This is a genomic window from Nocardioides immobilis, from assembly GCF_003515065.1.
GTDB lineage: Bacteria > Actinomycetota > Actinomycetes > Propionibacteriales > Nocardioidaceae > Nocardioides > Nocardioides immobilis.
Genome location: NZ_QXGH01000003.1, coordinates 19,632 through 36,565, shown reverse-complemented (window position 1 = coordinate 36,565; position 16,934 = coordinate 19,632). Strand labels below are relative to the sequence as shown.

The following is a 16,934-nucleotide window of genomic DNA, read 5'->3' as shown; positions in this document are numbered from 1 at the left end:
GATCGGCTTGTTGGTCTCTTCGACGATCCGGACAGCTCCCTCACGGAACTCCCGGTCGTACTTCTTCCGCTTCTCTGGCATCTCGATCCTCATTGTCGATGCCTCTACGGTCCGGGGGGAACCTCACCCGGGCGCGGAGCGTCTCGTGCTATTCCACGTCATCGCCTCGGGGCGGTGCTGGGTGGCGCTCCCGGGCGGCGAGCGCCACTGGGCGAGCGCTGGCGAGGTGATCGTCCTGCCGTACGGCGACGAGTTCAGGATGGGTGGCGTCGAGGCGACGACACCGGTGCACATCGCCAGCATCGTCCCACCGCCGCCGTGGACTGCGATGCCGGTCCTCCGCTATGGCGGTGGCGGGGAGCGTACGGACGTCGTGTGCGGATGCCTCTATTCAGAGGACGCCCTGTTCGATCCGGGCCGGGTCGCGTTCCCCCGGTGTTCGTGGTTCGGCCGGCCGACGGGCCCGCAAGGAGTTGGTTCGACGCGAGCATTGCTTACGCACTGGAAGAGTCGTCAGGCAAGGCGCCGGCTCGCAGAGCGACAAAGCTCCCCGAGTTGCTCATCACCGAGGCACTCCGGATGCATCTCGCGACGGCCCCCGCAGCGGAGCGCGGCTGGATCGTCGGGTTGCGCGATCCTCTGCTCGGACCCGCGATGGCCGCGATCCACGCAGCTCCGGAACGACGATGGACGGTTGACGACCTTGCTGCCGAGGCCGGGGTGTCACGCTCGCGGCTCGACGCTCGCTTCCGCGAGGTCCTCGGGCGTTCGCCGATCCGCTATCTCAACGAATGGCGCATGCACGTGGCGCAGGACCTGCTGGCCACCACCGACACCACGGTCGCGGCAATCGCCCGCAGAGTGGGGTACGACGCGGAAGAGGCGTTCAGCCGAGCGTTCAAACGCGCACACGGACGGTCCCCGGCCCTGTGGCGCACGGCTCGGGCGGACAGGTCCCCAAGCTAGCGATGTCCGGGACCTGAACCACTCTGAGTTCGACACCAGCGTGTCACACCGCCGCTACAGCCCTGCGTCTAACCGCCGGTGCCGGGGTGGGCGGCCGGTGGGTCAGCCCACGCGGGAACCGACGCGGGGGTAGTCCAGCACGAGTCCGTGTTGGTCGTAAGTCAGCCGGCAGGCGAAGTCGAACGTGGGGCAGTCATAGTCGAAGAGCTCCCGCCCGCCGTCGTCCTCAAGCCGGGTGTACTCCTGCTCGATGCGTTGGACATTGAGGTCCTCACCGCGGACATATGCCGCCGGGGCAGTCGCGGTCGCGCCGACCGGCAGCACGAGCCGGTGTACCGGGAAGGTGTTGGTCAAGCACGAGGTTTCGACGTCGACGTCGGGGCAGCCGTCGAGCCAGGGAGAGGGGATGCCATCGACGGTCCAGTGGCCCGCACCGTCGGATTCCAGCACAACGCGGCCGTGACCTGCGCGGGAGATGTTACGTACCTCGGCGCGACGGGTTCGCCACCCGCCGTCCACCTCGATGTGGTACTCGACCACGAGGGGGACGCCGTCCTCGACGGCGGACGTGGTGCCGTGGACGCGGTACCCGTCGCTGTTGCGCTGCACGAACACGACCTCGAAGCCCACACGTTCGGGGTGGTGGCGCCAAGCGGCCCACGGCGGCAGCTCCGAGAAGGCCATGCGAAGATCCTGTCACGGTGAGCGGCCGGCTAGGCACCGCGGCGAGGTCCCCGGCTACCGGGACCCAAGGATCGCGCGGACGGTCGCGGTCGCTCTCACCGAGCCCTCAAGGCAGCATGGTGCAACGAACCTGGCGCGTCACTTCGCCGCATCTGGACGCTCGCTCGCACGGGTCCGCGACCTCGCGCCCATGCCGAGGAGAGATCGCTCCGGGAGCGCGGGTGAACATCCAAGCCCAGGAACGAATGACACGGCCTGACGGGCGCCCACCGTCCCGTAGGCGGGTGGGGGTCCGTTCTTGGCTGCGTGAGTCAGTCTCCCGCAGCCACGAACCCTCGGACGAAGTCGTGCAGCGACGTGGTCTTCACCCCGAAGGTTCGCGAAAGTTCACTCATGTCGAGTGGCGACTCGTAGAGCTCGAGCGACGCGAGCAGCTCGGCCACGAAGTCGGGTAAGCCCGGTACCGGCTCACCTGGCGGCACGGTCTGCACTGGGATCTCACGCCCGAGGACCTCGGAGAACGTATCGACGACGTCGCGCCAGGTGACTGGTTCGCCGCCTATCGCGAGCACCCGGTTCGCGGCTTCCTCCCGCTCGACCGCGGCGACCGCGTAGCCCACCACGTCCTGCATGGCGACCATCGAGTGCCGATGCTTGCCCTCGCCGACAAGGGTCACCGCACCACCCTCGAGCGCCGGCCCGATGATGAACGGGAACCAGACGTCCATGAACGGGTCTGGTTGAAGGATCGTCCACGAAAGCCCGCTCTCGCCGAGCGCTTGTTCGGTCTCGCCCTTCGCCCGCACGAATGGGACGACGTGATCCGCGCCTGCGCCAAGCACGGAGACGAACACGAAGTGGCCCACGCCTTCGGCCTGGGCGGCGGCGATCAGGTTGCGGTTGCCGAGCCGGTCGACGGACTCGATGGTGTCCTCTGCTCGGCGCGGTGCAATCGCGTTCGCCGTGGTCACCACTACATCGACACCCCTGCACGCCTCACGCAGCGAATCGGGATCCTTGAGATCTCCGAGCACGGTCTCGGCCCGCGGATCGTCGAAGCTGGAGCCGTCACGGACCAACACGCGCACGGCTTTGCCGCTGTCGAGAAGCGCTCGAGCGATGCTGCCACCGAGCTGTCCGGTCGCACCGACGACGAGGATCATGACGATTCCTTTCCGGACACGACGCGCCGCGTGTGGGCGTCGACGTCCCCGCTGGCCCCCTCGGCCGGCTCCAGATAGAAGCGCGCGGATGAGATCACGTCGCCGCTGATCCCGAAGATGACGACTCCACGCATGAGGAAGCGCCCGCCGTCCTCCGAGCGCGTGCCGGACATCTCCCATTCCGTCCAGACCCGGCCATCGCCCTCGGCTCGGCGGAGGACTGCCGCTTCGATGTCGGGCACGCCGGCGAAGATCTGCGTCCAGTTCGTTCGCACCTGGTCGTTACCCGTGAATCCGCGCAGAGGATGCACCGGCGTCTCGTTGACGTAGTCGTCGGCGAAGCACGAGACCAGGCCTTCGAGATCGTGTCCGTTCACCGCGTGGACCAGCCGGTCGATCACGGCACTCATCAGCGCCTCCTCGCATTTCTGATACAGTAGTATGTAATCAAATGATGACTCACGTCAAGACCACCCGACGCTACGACTCCACCGGCCGCAGAGCACGTGCGATCCGCACACGCACGGCCATCCTCGACGCCGCCGAGCGGCAGTTCCTCGATGACGGCTACGGCACAGCGACGATCGCCTCAATCGCCCAGGAAGCCGGTACCTCCGTCGAGACGATCTACAAGTCGTTCGGCAGCAAGTCAGGGCTGGTGCGGGAGATCTACGAACGCGGGCTAGAGGGCCGCGGGGACACGCGCGCCTACGACCGGTCAGACGAGATGCGCGACCGGGAGAGCGATCCCCGAACGATCATGCGCGAGTGGGGACGCCTCACCGCCGAGGTGGCGTCCGTCGTCACCCCCATCCGGCTCCTGATGCGTCACCTCGCGCTGACCGACCCCGAGATCGCGGCAGTGCTCGAGATCGCGGAGGCCGAGCGGCTCGCCCGAATGCGGCACCACGCTCGGTTCCTCAAGGCGCGGGGGCACCTGCGCAAAGGCGTAACCGCGTCCGAGGCCACCGACATCCTATGGATCTGCAGCTCGCTGGAGATCTACGAGCTGCTCGTGATGCGGCGTGGCTGGTCGGTCGCGCGGTTCGCACGTTACGTCGGTGACTTCATGATCACTGCCCTGCTCTAGCTACGCCGCGCAAGTGGGGTCGGCTCTGCCGCTGGCGCGACACGTCAAACTCGAGCGGCCAGCGACGTCGGTCTGGGTGCGCTCCGGGCCGTTTCGCAGTCGAGGCGACCCGGCTTGCGGGGGATACTGATCAGCGGCTCCGGAGGCCGGTCATTCCAATCAGCGGGGTTTTCGGGTCGCCTGCATCGGATCGTTCCGCAAGTCGGACCGTTACCGGCGCAGATCGGCGACTACGCGCAGACCGACGACGAGCGCAACATCTGTCCCGCAGGGGATCCTTGCCGCGATCGAGCACCAGCTATCCAACGGACTCATCGAGTCCACCAACAACAAGATCCGACTGAACACCCGCATGGCCGACGGATTCCACTCCGCCGACGCCCTCATCGCCCTCGCCATGCTCAACCTCGGCGGCCACCGCCCCGCCCTCCCCGGCCGGAGCTGACCCACAGATACGTCAGGAGAGCCAAAGCGGGCCCAGGAAAAGCGCGAGCTGCCGCGGACCAGACCCGCGGGCGGTACCGCGTCTTCTTCGAGGCGGAGCTCGTGAAGGTGGCCCCGAGCGTTCGGCGCGACAGGCTGATTTTCAGCGCTGCTCAAGAGGTGCGCGTCAGTCCGGACGCGGTCAGGACCCGAGTGATCCGAAACCTCGCGGTGAGACCAGGCGTGTCCGAGGCCGTCAAGGATCGTCTCGAGGTCGTCGAGGCCGAGCACTGGCCCGCTCGGGACCGCCGGGTTGTTGCGGGAGGCGCTGGCAGCCGCCGGTCAACTCAACTAGCGTCACCGAGTGCCGACCGCGCCCGGGTCGTCGCGGCATCAGCATTCCCAAGTCGCGATCTGTGAATTGCGGCCGGCCCGGCAGATATCGAGTCAAGGACGGAAATGCCCTGCCTCGTTGCAACTGGCGAATCCGGCAATCTCTTGCGCTTTCCGACCCTTCGGGTCCCGAACCACGAGTCGGTGCGTCGGAAAGGCCGAGTCTTGTAGTCATTCGTGACGAGATCTCGTCATAGGTCTGGCTTTCGGCGGCTGCATGACGCCCACTGGAGAGGCTCGGGGCCCCAACAGGGGTTGCTCGGAGCACCTCAGCGCTGGTCAGCTCGGTCGTTGTTGCCGTCGCCGACGGGCTCGGTGGGCATCCTGCCGGGGAGTACGCCAGCAGCCTGGTCGCGCTTCAGCTGGCACGAGTCGGTCCCGAGCTGAGCGACGAGGCGCGTGTGCGGGCAGCGCTGATGGCGTGCAACGAGACGGTCTACCGGGAGGCCGCCGCCGACCCGTCACGGACCATGATGGGCACGACGGTCGCCGGTGTCTGCGTGACCGCCGACTCGGTGCTGGTCTTCAACGTCGGCGATAGCCGGGTCTACAGGGCGGGGCCTGGCGGCCTGAGCCTGGTCGGCATCGACGACAGCCCACCGCTCGCCCCCGGCGAGACCCATACGGTCATCGTCACCCAGACCCTGGGCGGTCATCCCGAGAGGACGGAGGTCCACCCCCACGTCCGAACGCTGCCGCTCGGCCCCGAGAGTCGCTTCCTGGTGTGCAGTGACGGGCTCAGCGACGTCGTCCCGGACGCGGACATCGCGGCGATCCTCCTGGACCACTTTGGCGGCAAGGCGGTCTTCCAGCTCTGGCGCGCGGCCATCGATAGGGGCGGGCCGGACAACATCACCGTCGCCCTCGTCGAGATCGGCGGCGAGACCGAGACGACTGGTAACGCCGAGCCGGGCACCTAACGCATATCCCGGCCCCGCCCTGGGCGTGTGACTCAGCTCCTTCGACAAAGCCGCATCCGGGAAGATCGTCGCTCAGCTGATGTTCGGGTTCCGGCGCTACCTCAGTTCCAGCGCGCACGATGTCTCGCTGTGGCGTCCCTACCTGCACCACGCGTTCCCGGCAGGCACCGCCCGGCCCGTGGTCGACCTCCGCGCCGGCGAGTTGCACGACCTCCGCAACGGGGTCGCGCACCACGAAACCGGTGCTCGCCGAGGACTGCGGCGCAGGCACACGTTGTTGCTCGAGCTCGCCGACTTCATCGAGGCTTCGCTGGCCGTCCACATCAAGGCCACCACCCGGGTCCCAGCCCTCATCGCCTCGCGGCCCGACCAGGTCGAAGACGAAGAGGATCAAGAAGAGCAGCACAAGCAAGATGATCAGCAGCAAGATGATCAGCACGCGGGCGATGTGGTCGGTAGCTGAGCCACCTCGATGCCTCCGGCAGGGTGCTCGAAGCGCTGCGACTCCCGCGGGACGCCCCCGACCGCCAGGAGCGGGTTGCGACCGCCATGCGAGCCGCCACCGAGGTGCCTTTGCGGATCACCGCGGTGGGCTCGCACGTGGCGGTCATGGCCGCACGCTTGGCCCGCGACGGCAACCCCCGCCTCCGCGGGGATGCCGAGACGGCCGCCTTCCTCGCCGCCGGGGACACCCGTGCGACGCACCGCCTGGTGTACATCAACGTCGAGGGCGCGCGTCTCGACCCTGAGCTGGCACAGCGTGCTGACGACTCGTCGGCCAGGTGCTGACGGCGATCAGTACCGGTGCGGGCAGTTGACCGCGCACACGAAGGTGAGCGAAGCCAGGTCCATTCTCAGTCGTGGCGTCGATGCTTGCCCGGTCCGTGCGCTCCGCTTGCTGGCCGATGCCAGTTCGACCGGTTTGTCAGTCTTTCGAGCAGGGGCGCGAGATCGGTGCCGAGGGACTCTTCGGCCACGCCGAGGCGCTCCGCGATCTGCCCGTTCGTGAGGCCCCCGAGGGCGTGGGTGAGTATCTGCTGCTCGTGCTCGGTCAGGGCAGGACTGATGTCCTTCAGGGTTGCCAGCAGCTCCGCAGTCACCCGCTCGGTCTTGACCGCGTCGACCAGCCGCTCGCCGGCGCCGACCCGGTGAATCGCGGCGGTGATGTCGAGGCTCTCGGCCAGCTTGAGCACGTAACCCTCGGCACCCGCCAGGATCATCGAGATCAGCGCCGCCTCCTCGTCGTACGACGTGAGCAGCAGGCCCTTGATCGAGGGGTCGCTCGATCGGACCTCGCGGCAGACCTGCACGCCGCTGCCGTCCTGCAGGTGCACGTCGAGCACCATGACGTCCGGCTTGAGCTCCAGGATCCTCTGCGCCGCCTGGCGTGCGGAACCCGATTCGCCGACCACCGTGATGTCCAGCTTGGTGTCCAACAGGTCACGGAGCCCCCGACGAACGATGTTGTGATCGTCGAGGAGGAAGACCCGCAGTCTCGGGGTGAGGTATCCCTGCACAGGTCAGTTCTACGCCTCCTGGGGCGGTTGGGCCACGGTGCGCGCGGCCGGGGGCGCTCGCCAGGGTGCGTCGTCGGCAGTCCCGGCGTCGGTGGGCGGCGGCTATGCGAGGTCGAACGTTGTACCCCGCTCCGCCCGGTAGCCGAAGAGGAAGCCGACGGCGTAGGCGCCGCCTTGGAGCGCCGGGATCGGCTGGTCGAGACGCCGGCAGTTGCGGCCGTCGTTCACACCTCGCTCGAACTGTGCGTGTTGCTCGGGTGCAGTGGCGTTCACGTCTCCTCCTTCGGCCGCCCTTCGTGCTCCTTCCAGCGTCCTCGGGATCCACGCCGGGGACATTGGACAGCCGGCCGGTTTCGTGACTGCAGTTCGGCGCGGGCGCGACGCGTCATCTGTCCGACGTCCCCCGCGACATCCGTCGTACGCCGGTTCTACAGTGGGGATATCTCCTCTGGAGGCGCGATGGACCAGCCAGCATCGACCAAGACGGCAGCCGGGAGCGACCGCGATCGGCGAGCACGCGATCCCCTGGAGCTGCGTGGTCGGCCGGCTGCGGTGCCCCGGGACAGCGTGCTCGCCACCCTGGTCCGGGACGCGGCACTCGGGATCGCGCTCCTCGACGCCGACCGCCGATGGCTGTACGTCAACACGGCCGGTTGCCGGATCATGGGCGCCGGTCTCGACGACCTCGTCGGACGGGAGGCGCCGTTCGTCCCTGCCGACACGGCCGGCCCGGGCGAGCCCGTGTATCCGGGTGACGTCCGGAGCCGGTACGTGGACGTCGCCGTCGGCGACAGGGGCCGCCGAGCACTGGCGTATGTCGAGAACGGGTTCGTCGACGGGCAGGGGTGGCGGACCGCGGTGATGTTCCGCGACGTCACCGATGCTCGGCAGCACCAACGTCAGCTGGCCGCGTTCGCCCGGACCGCGTCCAGCCTGTCCTACGCGCGGTCGCTCCAGCAGGTCCTGGACCGGGTCGCCGCCGACGCGCTCGCGCCGACCGGGGCGGTGGCCTGCGCGATCGTGCTGATCGATCCGCACACTCACGCGTTCCGGATGGCGGGGACGGCCGGGCTTCCCGAGGACTTCCTGGGGAGCATCGAGAGAAGTCGCCAGCGGGGTGCCCCCATGGCGACCCTGGAGGCGTTCGAGGCGCGGCGGCCCGCGATTCGGCGCGACGTGCAGCGCATGCTCGAGGATCCCCGGTACGAGCCGCTGCACGAGTCGATCGCAGAAGCTGCCTGGACGTCCGTCGTGGCGGTTCCGCTGGTCGCCCGTGACCACGGTCTGGGAGTGCTCGACGCGTTCTATCCCGCAGGACATGACCCCACCGAGGAGGACACCGCCTTCCTCGGCGTGATGGCCGACCAGGTGGCGGTCGCCGTCGACAACGCGCAGCTGCTCGGAGACCTGGAGGGCAAGGCGGCGTTGGAGGAACGCCACCGGCTGGCGCGTGAGCTGCACGACTCGGTCTCGCAGGCACTGTTCTCGATGAGTCTGCACGCCCGCGCGGTCCAGATGGCGGCCCAGCAGTCGGGTGTGGACCCGGACGCCCCCGTGGCGCGGGGTGTGGCGCAGCTGCTCGAGCTCACCCAGGGCGCGCTCGCCGAGATGCGCGCACTGATCTTCCAGCTGCGTCCCGAGGCGTTGCATGAGGAGGGTCTGAGCGCGGCGGTGCGCAAGCACGCCGCCGCCGTCGCGGCGCGGGAGGGGTTCGACGTGCGCGTGCACACCGAGGACGACCGGCTGTCGCTGGACGAGGTGGCCGAGGAGGAGCTGTTCCGCGTGGTGCAGGAGGCGCTCCACAACTGCGTCAAGCACGCCCAGCCCGAGCACGTCGTCATCCGTCTGGTCCAGGCAGCGGCCGACCCCGGCACCCTGGTGGTGGAGATCGACGATGACGGTGTCGGGTTCGAGCCCAGCGCTCCGCACCCCGGACACCTCGGCATGGACTCCATGCGGGAGCGCACCGAGCGCCTCGGGGGCCGCCTGGTGGTCGAGAGCTCGTCGGCCGGCTCACGCGTCCGGGCCGTGCTGCCGGCGGTTCTGCACCTGGAGCCGCCGCCCGGCCCGACGTACGACGCAGACAGCGACGCCGCGTCGGTGCGGCCATGACGCAGCAACCCGGCGAACGCCCCATCCGGGTGTTCCTCGTCGACGACCACAAGGTGGTCCGTAGCGGCATGCGGGCCTTCCTCTCGATGCTGTCCGACATCGAGGTCATCGGCGAGGCGGCCGACGGACAGGCCGCGCTGGACGAGCTTGCCGTCCGCGCGAGGTCCGACACGCTGCCCGACGTCGTACTCATGGACCTGCTCATGCCCAGGCTCGACGGAGTCGGCGCGACGGCCGAGGTCAGGCAGCGCTACCCCGACGTGCAGGTCGTCGCCCTCACCAGCTTCAGCGAGGCCGAGCGAGTGCACGCCGCACTCGAGGCTGGCGCGGCCGGCTACCTGCTCAAGGACGCCGAAGCCGACGACCTGGCCGCCGCGATCCGGGCAGCCCACGACGGGGAGGTCCACCTCGATCCGGTCGTGGCCCGCAAGCTCACCCAGCTCCTCATAGCGCCCGCGCACACGGCGACAGCACTGACCGCACGCGAACGCGACGTACTCGTGCTCGTCGCGCGCGGCTACTCCAACCGGGAGATCGCCGACACCCTCGTGATCAGCGAGCGCACCGCACGCACCCACGTCAGCAACGTGTTGGTCAAGCTCAACCTCGCCTCGCGCACCCAAGCCGCCCTGTGGGCGATCCGGGAAGGCCTCGCGCCACTCTGAGCCTCGAGCCCGGACCACGACAGATGTCGCGGCCGAGCCGGGTCGAAAGCCCATCGCCAGCCCGGCGGGCCACCGGTTGACTTGGGGCAAGTGACCTACGTCCGCCCCGAGGAGCAGCAGGTGGTCCCAGTCCTGCCCATTCGCGTGCTGATCGCCGACGACGACCACCGCGTACGAATCGCGCTGTCGACCCTGCTCACCACCTCGGCCGACTTCGAGGTCGTCGGTGCTGCCGGTACCGCCGCCGGCGCACTCACCCTTGCCCGGGAGCACCGGCCGACCGTCGCTCTGATCGACATGCACCTGCCCGACCCGGCCGACGGGCTCGGACTCCTCCGCGCCATCAGCGGTGAGCTCCACATCCCCGCGATCGCGATCAGCGTCGACGGCGGACTCGCGAACAACGCTCTCGCCGCCGGCGCCGCCGATTTCTTCGACAAGGACGGCATCGCGGAGCGGCTCATCTCCGCCCTCCGCACCGTCGCTTCCTCGAGACACGGCGTCCGATAGCCGTCGATCGCCGTGCCGTCAAGTTCGCCGTTCATCGTCGATGTGGTCTGAAACGGGCGCACTGACGCGGCTACGGTAGGACGCGGCCCGAACCCCCTTGGCCGCGCGCGGCGTGCGCAGCCTCATCCGGCCGTGATGCGTTCCTACCGGCGGCACTGAGGAGCCGCCCAGAGCGTGGTGTCCGCCGCGTCGACCAGGCGGTTGACCGTGAGCATCACCGCCAAAGCCAGGGTTCTGCGTTCTGGTCGCCACGGAAGTAGTCTCATTCGAGGGTTGCCCGGACTAGGGTCGGCCGACGTTCCGATAGGCGAACCGTCTACGGCGCCGAGGGCTATGGCTCGGCAGTCGGAGGGTTGGTCACCGCAAGCGGATCCCCTTCCGGCGATGACGAACGGCCGCCGCGGCATCGGCGACGGGCGTCCGGTGTCGCCGTACGCCGTTCGTCATACGGGATGGTTGCGGCGCAGGCGAACCGAGGCCCGCTGCATAGCCCACTAAAAGACACTGTCGGCATGGCGTGGCCCGCGGCTAGAGCGCACACGGTCACCGCCGCGGCCTCCGACGTCGCCGGCAACACCAGCGCGGCCACCACGAGATCACGGTGAACATCGACTCCACCGCTCTGACGGTGACGATCTCAAACGTCTCCTAGAGCAACGGGCTGGTTACCACAATCGGCAACGCCGGCTACTACTTTGGCGACGCCGGGAGCGTGACGTTCCACCGAGCGGTGGCCGGCCGCAATCAGCCCGGCGGGCCGTCGAGGCATATGCGGGCAGCGAGCCTGGCGGCCTCGTCGGTGGACATCTCGACGCCGAGCTGCCAGAACCTGTCGAACTCCTCGGGCGTCAGAGCACTGCGGATCGCGTCGTGGAGCGCCGCACGCCGGCCTACGGTCTCGTCGCCCCAGCTCAGCCACGACTCACGGGTGATCCTGTCCACAGCGGTGGCCATCGTGGCGGCTTCGGGCCAACGCTCGGCCCGGGCGCAGAGCCTGGCCAGCCAGCTAGACGCGAAGCCGAGCTGAGCTCGCTGGCGCCACTGGTCGCCGACCGGAGGCTGGTCACCCTCGTGGGAGTCGCCGTGGCGCGATCGTGTCCCGAGTGTAGGTAGCCGGCTCAGAGAAGGTCCGTCGGCGGCTTCTCGAAGAACCGCGCGGTCATCGCCGCGCGCCCAAGTGATCAGGTTCGGCCGGCGTCGGGGCGGACACGTCCGCCGACGTGCCCGCCGTCGTGCGGCATGCCGTGACCTCCGCCGCCGAGGCTCGTTGCACCGGATGTCCACTCACTCGGAGGGTTCGGCATGCCCCTGCGCAAGACCATCAGCATCCTCGGTGCCCTCCTGGCCACCGTCGCCACGACCGCCATCAGCGGTCCCGCCGACGCCGCGACCAACGATCCACTGCGGTCACAGCAGTGGGGCCTGGACCAGGTCCGGGCTGCGGCGGCGTGGGCCACCTCCACGGGTTCCGGTGTCGTTGTCGCCGTCGTGGACTCCGGCGTCGACCTGAACCATCCCGACCTGCAAGGCCAACTGGTCCCCGGCGTGACCACGGTGGACTGCGGGCGGCAGCGGACCTACTGCGGCAATGGCAGCTGGGAGGGCACGGACGGCGTCGCACAATCCGCCGACAGCCACGGCACCCATGTCAGCGGCATCGTGGCCGCGGCGGCCGACAACGGCATCGGCGTCGCCGGCGTCGCCCGGGACGCGAAAGTGATGCCCATCAAGTCGCTCGAGGACGGCAGCGGCTCGTTCGAGGAGATCGCCGCCGGCATCCGGTATGCCGCCGATCATGGGGCCGACGTCATCAACCTGAGCCTCGGTGCCGTCCCCGGAGCCCAGGCGCTCACCATCACCGGGCTCGAGTCGTCGGTGACCGACGCCATCGCCTACGCCACCTCCAAGGGCGTGCTCGTGGTGGCCGCGGCGGGCAACGAGAGCTTCCCCGTCTGCGACACCCCGTCCTTCGAGCCCGGCGCTCTGTGCGTGACGGCGACGACCCCCGACGAGACGCCGGCGTGGTACACCAACGGCGCCGTCAAGCCAGACCTCGACGCCGTGGCCGCGCCGGGCGGTGCCGGGCTGGTGTTCTGCGAGGACGACGTCGTTTCGACCGTGCCGGTCGGCACGGGGTCGGAGACGTGCGGCCAGCAGGACTACGACTACTACGCGGGCACGTCGATGGCGACGCCGCACGTCGCGGGCGTGGCCGCGCTGCTCTACGCTCAGGGACGCAACCGGGCCAACGTCCACGACGCGCTGGTCGGCACCGCCCGTACGCCGGGGCTCGGCACCGGGGTGTTCACGACCAGCTACGGCCACGGGATCGTCGACGCCCAGGCAGCGGTGGACTATCCCGTGACAACGACGGGGGCCGCCCGCAAGAACGGCAAGAAGAAGTAGGACAGCCAGCCGCTCACCCGCTACGGCGTCGAGGGTCACGGTCACTACGCCGTGGGCCTCGAGGTCTGCCGGCACAGCGTCACGTCCCCGAGTCCACGCGGTTCACGTCGTCACGCGGTGCTGTGGGACCAACGCCCGGGCGCGGTTATAACGCGCACTAACTCGGTTACCTGGTCCGCGACAGCGAAATCGATATGTGTGCGGCAGCAGCCGCCCCGTCGCGGTTGCGGTCATCCCGGGAGAAGCCACTAGCACCTCCTACGCCTTCAAGACCCGCAGAGGCGGAATGGGACAGACAGCGATCGCCCTATCGGTCGGCTAGCACCAGAAGGCACCGGCGTTACGCAGAACGATGACGGCAGGCACGCGGAACGTCGCGGCAACGTCGGCGATGGCAGTGGCGCCGCTGCCAACCGGTGGCCGCTGGCTGGGCGCGAACAGGTCGGTGAGGGCACGTCCGGCGTGACCTGGTCTAGTCCGGCTCGTTGACCTGTGGGTCGACTCCGTCGCACAGATGCCGGTCGCGCCTCACCTCGGGCAGGGAGAATTCAATGATCTACCGGTCACGCCGCTCTCTTGCGGTCATTGCCGCGGCGCTCACCACAGCGCTGCTCGGTCTCACGCCGTCGGTCAGCACCGGGTCGGCTGAGGCCGTCGAAGCCGATACCGACACCGCGTTCGCCCCCCAGCTCGTCACGGTGGACACGCCGACCCGTGCGGACAAGCAACTGCTCCAGACCCTGGGGCTCGACCTCACGGAGCACGCCGGGCACGACTACATCGAGGTCGTGCTGCACACCGGGTCCGATGCAGCAGTCCTCAAGGAGTCGGGGCTGACGTACGACGTACGAATCGGCAATCTCCTCGAGCGCGAGGCACGCAACAACCGGGCCAACGCGGCGTACGCCGCCGCGACACTCCAGTCGCCGCTCCCGTCGGGACGCGACAGCTACCGCACGCTCCCGGACTACAACGACGACATGCGCCAGCTCGCGAACATTCGGCCGAACATCGCCAAAGTGTTCGATCTGCCACACCCGTCACTCGACGGCAAAGCCGTCCACGGGATCGAAATCGGCGCCAACGTCCGGGCGCCCGAGGACGGCCGTCCCGTGTTCTTGCTGATGGGTCTGCACCACGCCCGCGAGTGGCCTTCGGGTGAGCTCGCGATGGAGTTCGCCTACGACCTGGTGAAGAACTACGGACAGGACGCACGCATCACCGGGCTGCTCGACAAGGCCCGCGTGCTCATCGTGCCCGTGGTCAACGTCGACGGGTTCGACCTCTCCCGCACCGACGGCGGCCTGGTCGACCTGCGCGAGGTGGACGACGGCGGGACAGTCTCGATCCTCGGCACTCCCGGAAACGCGTACAAGCGGAAGAACTGCCGTGTTGTCGACGGGCAGGACACCCCCGATGGCACCTGCCGCGCGTTCTCGGCCACCAGCCCCGGGGGCTTCGGCATCGGCATCGATCCGAACCGTAACTACGGCGGCTTCTGGGGAGGCCCGGGTGCCTCGGCGACGTTCGCCGACCCGACGTACCGCGGCGCCGGCCCGTTCTCCGAGCCGGAGACGCAGAACATTCGTGAGCTGATCAGCAGCCGACAGGTCACCACGATGATCTCCAACCACACCTTCTCCAACCTGGTGCTTCGTCCCAACGGCGTGCACCCCGACACGATCGGTCCGGATGGCAACCCTGTCGGAAATCCACCCGACGAGGAGGGCATGAGGGCGCTCGGCGCGGAGATGACCGCCGCCAACGGCTACCGGAACATCCACGGCTGGGAGCTCTACGACACCACCGGCACCACCGAGGACTGGTCCTACAACGCCACCGGCGGCTTCGGCTTCACCTTCGAGATCGGCCCCGACGAGTTCCACCCACCGTTCCCCCAGGTCATCGACGAATACCTCGGCGCTGGAGAGTACGCCGGCAAGGGGAACCGCGAGGCCTACCTCGACGCACTGGAGAACGCGGTCGACACCGCGACGCACTCGGTGATCAGGGGCAGCGCCCCGAAGGGCGCCACGCTGAGGCTGCGCAAGCAGTTCGCAACCCCCACGTGGGAGAGCTCGTTCACCGACACCCTCAACACCACGATGCAGGTAGGCGACAACGGCAGGTTCACCTGGCACATCAACCAGTCGACGCGACCAGTCGTGCAGGAGAAGCTGGTCGAGATCACCGAGGACAAGCCGGTCCGCTCGGAGACCTACCAGGGCGGCCCGACCACGATCGGCCAGCATGTCGACCACCCGTTCACGATCACCGAGACCGGTATCGACGTGCTCCAGGTGGACCTCGACTGGCCGACTCCGGACGACCTCGACCTCGAGGTCTATAAGAAGAACGCGGACGGCTCGCTGACACAGGTCGGCTCGTCGGGCAACTTCGTCGGCGAGAAGGAGCGCGCGGAGATCGCCGCCCCCGCGACCGGCGACTACGTGCTGCGGGTGATCAACTTCGCCTCGACCAGCCCGACGTACGACCTGACGGCAACGCTGTTCGACTCGACCGTCGTGTCGTCAGAGGAGGTGCCGGGCCTGATCGAGAACTGGACCCTGACGTGCGAGAAGGGCGGCCAGGTCCTCCAGCAGGTCCCGGTGATCATCGACCGTGGCGAGCAGGCAAAGATCGACCTGAGCACCTGCATCAACAGGGCGAGGAACCTGCGCTGACCATCGCTGGCTGAGCTTTCACAACCAGACGCCCCGGCTAGGCAGGAGCCCGGCCGGGGCGTCGTTGTGATCTGACCCAGCGGAAACACACCACCGACGCGCGCCCGCGCGACCGCATTGCGGTGTCGTGTGCCGCGACTGGGCGCCCAGACCCGGCGGAATGGGCGCATCGCCGGGGCAGCAGTTCCGGGTCAGGGCGGCGCGGCCTACGGCAACGAGGGCGACCTCTCATACGAGCGCGGATCGACCACCGCAAGTGGATCCTCGAACGGTTCGCGCCGCAAGCGCTCCGTCTCCCACGTTCCAAGAGGTTGTTGTTCTGTGGCTCACGAGACGCCCGATCAGTGGGGCGGCAGTTTCCTCGGGACCGAAGCGGTAGTGGACATCGGCCATCTCCGTCATTCGTTGGATGCGCGGCGTCCCCTTGAAGATGACCGAGGGGCGGTGGCTGCTCAGGAACTGCCCGAGGGCAATAAGCTCACTGAGACTCGCTGGATCCGTTTGGCGATGACGGCTCTCAAGCCGTGCCGCGCCGTGGGGCCGAACAACCAGACCGGACGCGCGGTGCTGGTCGGCGTCATGGCTCGGTTGCCGAACCGCATCTGTAGCGACAACGGTCCACATTGACAGGGGTTGGCCCTACGGTGACTTTGAAGGTGCACGTTCGCTCGAGGACAAGGGATCATCACCCGCCCCGGCCGAACCCGCGGTCTGACTCACACTGTCGGTCGGCTGTGCCGCGCCGCTAGGTTCTGCGGGCCGCCCGGGGCTGTGGCTCCGCGTGGTGGTCGGTCTGGTTGAGAGCGCGGAGGAACCGCTCAACGTCGTCTCGTTCGCGGCGTCGCTGGGTGAGCGCGGTGCTGGCTACCAACGCGTTTCGTCGTGAACCGATCTGCGTAGTGACCGGCCATTGGGTGATAGCGCGGACCGGTGTCCAGAAGTCAGTCTTTCTCATGGGGCCTTCGATCGCTGGCGGTGGCCCTGCCCTGGCCACGGGAAATGCCGTGAGTCGTCGGCGCGGGGGGAAGGAGGGAACGGACCGATGGATGGCCGAGGACATCCAGAGCGTCCTGCTCCGTCATAGTCCACTTCGACCGCGGCTCGTGCGCCTGAGGGTTGCGCATCGCGCTGAACAGACCCTGCGAGCGCACCGTCGACGAGTTGGTGCCCGTCGAGATCAAGGCCGGTCATAGCCCGAAGACGATCACCCAGCAGCTTCACGGACTCGAACACAGCGTCGTAGTAGTCGGTCCGAAGCCACTCGTCAACGGATACCGTCGAGGACAGCCGGGTGTACACCGCGGTCCTCAAGGCTCGCCCGCAACCGGGTTGCGCGCGCTCGCGCCTCCTGCGCCGTCGTTGTCTTTGACGCCCGATGCACCCTGCCGTCAGCAGCGACAA

At 68.5% G+C, this 16,934-nt stretch carries 17 protein-coding genes and 3 pseudogenes; 13 read left to right on the top strand and 7 right to left on the bottom strand.

The genetic code is table 11. The annotated features are described in order from the left end of the window. Positions 1 to 145: 145 nt before the first annotated feature. Together D0Z08_RS33620 and D0Z08_RS00580 are read left to right on the top strand one after the other, a co-directional pair. Positions 146 to 382: pseudogene (locus D0Z08_RS33620) on the top strand (cupin domain-containing protein); the annotation flags it as partial. 53 nt (positions 383 to 435) lie between these two features. Next, a complete protein-coding gene (locus tag D0Z08_RS00580) occupies positions 436 to 966 on the top strand; it encodes a helix-turn-helix transcriptional regulator (protein WP_182481078.1) in 531 nt (176 codons plus the stop codon). A 102-nt stretch (positions 967 to 1,068) separates the two neighbouring features. On the opposite strand, the gene D0Z08_RS00575 is transcribed toward D0Z08_RS00580, so the two are convergent. The 3 genes from D0Z08_RS00575 to D0Z08_RS00565 all read right to left on the bottom strand — a co-directional run bounded on the left by D0Z08_RS00575 (position 1,069) and on the right by D0Z08_RS00565 (position 3,223). After that, on the bottom strand, positions 1,069 to 1,650 hold the full coding sequence (locus D0Z08_RS00575) for a putative glycolipid-binding domain-containing protein (RefSeq protein ID WP_118921633.1): 582 nt from the start codon (positions 1,648 to 1,650) through the stop codon (positions 1,069 to 1,071). Positions 1,651 to 1,961: 311 nt separating this feature from the next. Beyond that, entirely contained in the window at positions 1,962 to 2,813 is an 852-nt protein-coding gene (locus D0Z08_RS00570; RefSeq protein WP_118921631.1) for an SDR family oxidoreductase, read from the bottom strand. Then, on the bottom strand, positions 2,810 to 3,223 hold the full coding sequence (locus D0Z08_RS00565; RefSeq protein ID WP_118921629.1) for a nuclear transport factor 2 family protein: 414 nt from the start codon (positions 3,221 to 3,223) through the stop codon (positions 2,810 to 2,812). The genes D0Z08_RS00570 and D0Z08_RS00565 overlap by 4 nt, the downstream gene beginning before the upstream one ends. 41 nt (positions 3,224 to 3,264) lie before the next feature. Between D0Z08_RS00565 and D0Z08_RS00560 the strand changes: the two genes are divergently transcribed. From D0Z08_RS00560 to D0Z08_RS00540, 5 genes and pseudogenes are all read left to right on the top strand, one after another. Further along, positions 3,265 to 3,903: a TetR/AcrR family transcriptional regulator gene (locus D0Z08_RS00560; protein WP_118921627.1), complete on the top strand. Its 639-nt coding sequence runs from the start codon at positions 3,265 to 3,267 to the stop codon at positions 3,901 to 3,903. A gap of 274 nt (positions 3,904 to 4,177) precedes the next feature. Continuing rightward, a pseudogene (locus tag D0Z08_RS00555) lies at positions 4,178 to 4,348 on the top strand (transposase); the annotation flags it as partial. 598 nt (positions 4,349 to 4,946) lie between these two features. Continuing rightward, positions 4,947 to 5,639, top strand: coding sequence for a PP2C family protein-serine/threonine phosphatase (locus D0Z08_RS00550; RefSeq protein WP_118921625.1), 693 nt, complete (start codon positions 4,947 to 4,949; stop codon positions 5,637 to 5,639). Positions 5,640 to 5,718: 79 nt separating this feature from the next. Next, positions 5,719 to 6,102 carry a hypothetical protein gene (locus D0Z08_RS00545; protein ID WP_118921623.1) on the top strand — a complete coding sequence of 128 codons (384 nt, stop codon included), beginning with the start codon at positions 5,719 to 5,721 and terminating at the stop codon, positions 6,100 to 6,102. 23 nt (positions 6,103 to 6,125) lie between these two features. Further along, positions 6,126 to 6,428: a cyclodeaminase/cyclohydrolase family protein gene (locus D0Z08_RS00540; RefSeq protein ID WP_182481077.1), complete on the top strand. Its 303-nt coding sequence runs from the start codon at positions 6,126 to 6,128 to the stop codon at positions 6,426 to 6,428. Positions 6,429 to 6,493: 65 nt separating this feature from the next. Here the strand turns inward: D0Z08_RS00540 and D0Z08_RS00535 are convergent, their stop codons facing one another. Continuing rightward, positions 6,494 to 7,156 (bottom strand): response regulator, encoded by a 663-nt coding sequence (locus D0Z08_RS00535; protein ID WP_118921619.1) that lies wholly within the window; start codon positions 7,154 to 7,156, stop codon positions 6,494 to 6,496. A 102-nt stretch (positions 7,157 to 7,258) separates the two neighbouring features. After that, positions 7,259 to 7,429 carry a hypothetical protein gene (locus tag D0Z08_RS31845; protein ID WP_182481076.1) on the bottom strand — a complete coding sequence of 57 codons (171 nt, stop codon included), beginning with the start codon at positions 7,427 to 7,429 and terminating at the stop codon, positions 7,259 to 7,261. Positions 7,430 to 7,615: 186 nt separating this feature from the next. Here D0Z08_RS31845 and D0Z08_RS00530 point away from each other — a divergent pair, with 186 nt between their 5' ends. The 3 genes from D0Z08_RS00530 (at position 7,616) to D0Z08_RS00520 (ending at position 10,443) form a co-directional block, all read left to right on the top strand. After that, positions 7,616 to 9,268 carry a PAS domain-containing sensor histidine kinase gene (locus D0Z08_RS00530; protein WP_118921617.1) on the top strand — a complete coding sequence of 551 codons (1,653 nt, stop codon included), beginning with the start codon at positions 7,616 to 7,618 and terminating at the stop codon, positions 9,266 to 9,268. After that, positions 9,265 to 9,933 (top strand): response regulator, encoded by a 669-nt coding sequence (locus D0Z08_RS00525; RefSeq protein WP_118921615.1) that lies wholly within the window; start codon positions 9,265 to 9,267, stop codon positions 9,931 to 9,933. The genes D0Z08_RS00530 and D0Z08_RS00525 overlap by 4 nt, the downstream gene beginning before the upstream one ends. Before the next feature lie 90 nt (positions 9,934 to 10,023). Continuing rightward, the gene (locus D0Z08_RS00520; protein WP_182481075.1) at positions 10,024 to 10,443 is read left to right on the top strand and encodes a response regulator transcription factor; all 420 of its coding nucleotides are present in this window, start codon (positions 10,024 to 10,026) and stop codon (positions 10,441 to 10,443) included. Between the two features lie 744 nt (positions 10,444 to 11,187). Here D0Z08_RS00520 and D0Z08_RS00515 read toward each other — a convergent pair. Further along, positions 11,188 to 11,397, bottom strand: coding sequence for a hypothetical protein (locus D0Z08_RS00515; protein WP_147381273.1), 210 nt, complete (start codon positions 11,395 to 11,397; stop codon positions 11,188 to 11,190). A 348-nt stretch (positions 11,398 to 11,745) separates the two neighbouring features. On the opposite strand from D0Z08_RS00515, the gene D0Z08_RS00510 reads away from it, so the two are divergent. From D0Z08_RS00510 to D0Z08_RS31585, 3 genes are all read left to right on the top strand, one after another. Further along, positions 11,746 to 12,849 (top strand): S8 family serine peptidase, encoded by a 1,104-nt coding sequence (locus D0Z08_RS00510; RefSeq protein ID WP_118921609.1) that lies wholly within the window; start codon positions 11,746 to 11,748, stop codon positions 12,847 to 12,849. A 551-nt stretch (positions 12,850 to 13,400) separates the two neighbouring features. Further along, positions 13,401 to 15,533 (top strand): M14 family metallopeptidase, encoded by a 2,133-nt coding sequence (locus D0Z08_RS00505; RefSeq protein ID WP_118921607.1) that lies wholly within the window; start codon positions 13,401 to 13,403, stop codon positions 15,531 to 15,533. Between the two features lie 321 nt (positions 15,534 to 15,854). Next, positions 15,855 to 16,160, top strand: a complete 306-nt coding sequence (locus D0Z08_RS31585; RefSeq protein WP_147381272.1) for a hypothetical protein — start codon at positions 15,855 to 15,857, stop codon at positions 16,158 to 16,160. A 314-nt stretch (positions 16,161 to 16,474) separates the two neighbouring features. On the opposite strand, the pseudogene D0Z08_RS33615 reads toward D0Z08_RS31585, so the two are convergent. Then, a pseudogene (locus D0Z08_RS33615) lies at positions 16,475 to 16,832 on the bottom strand (TIGR02391 family protein). Between the last annotated feature and the right edge of the window lie 102 nt (positions 16,833 to 16,934).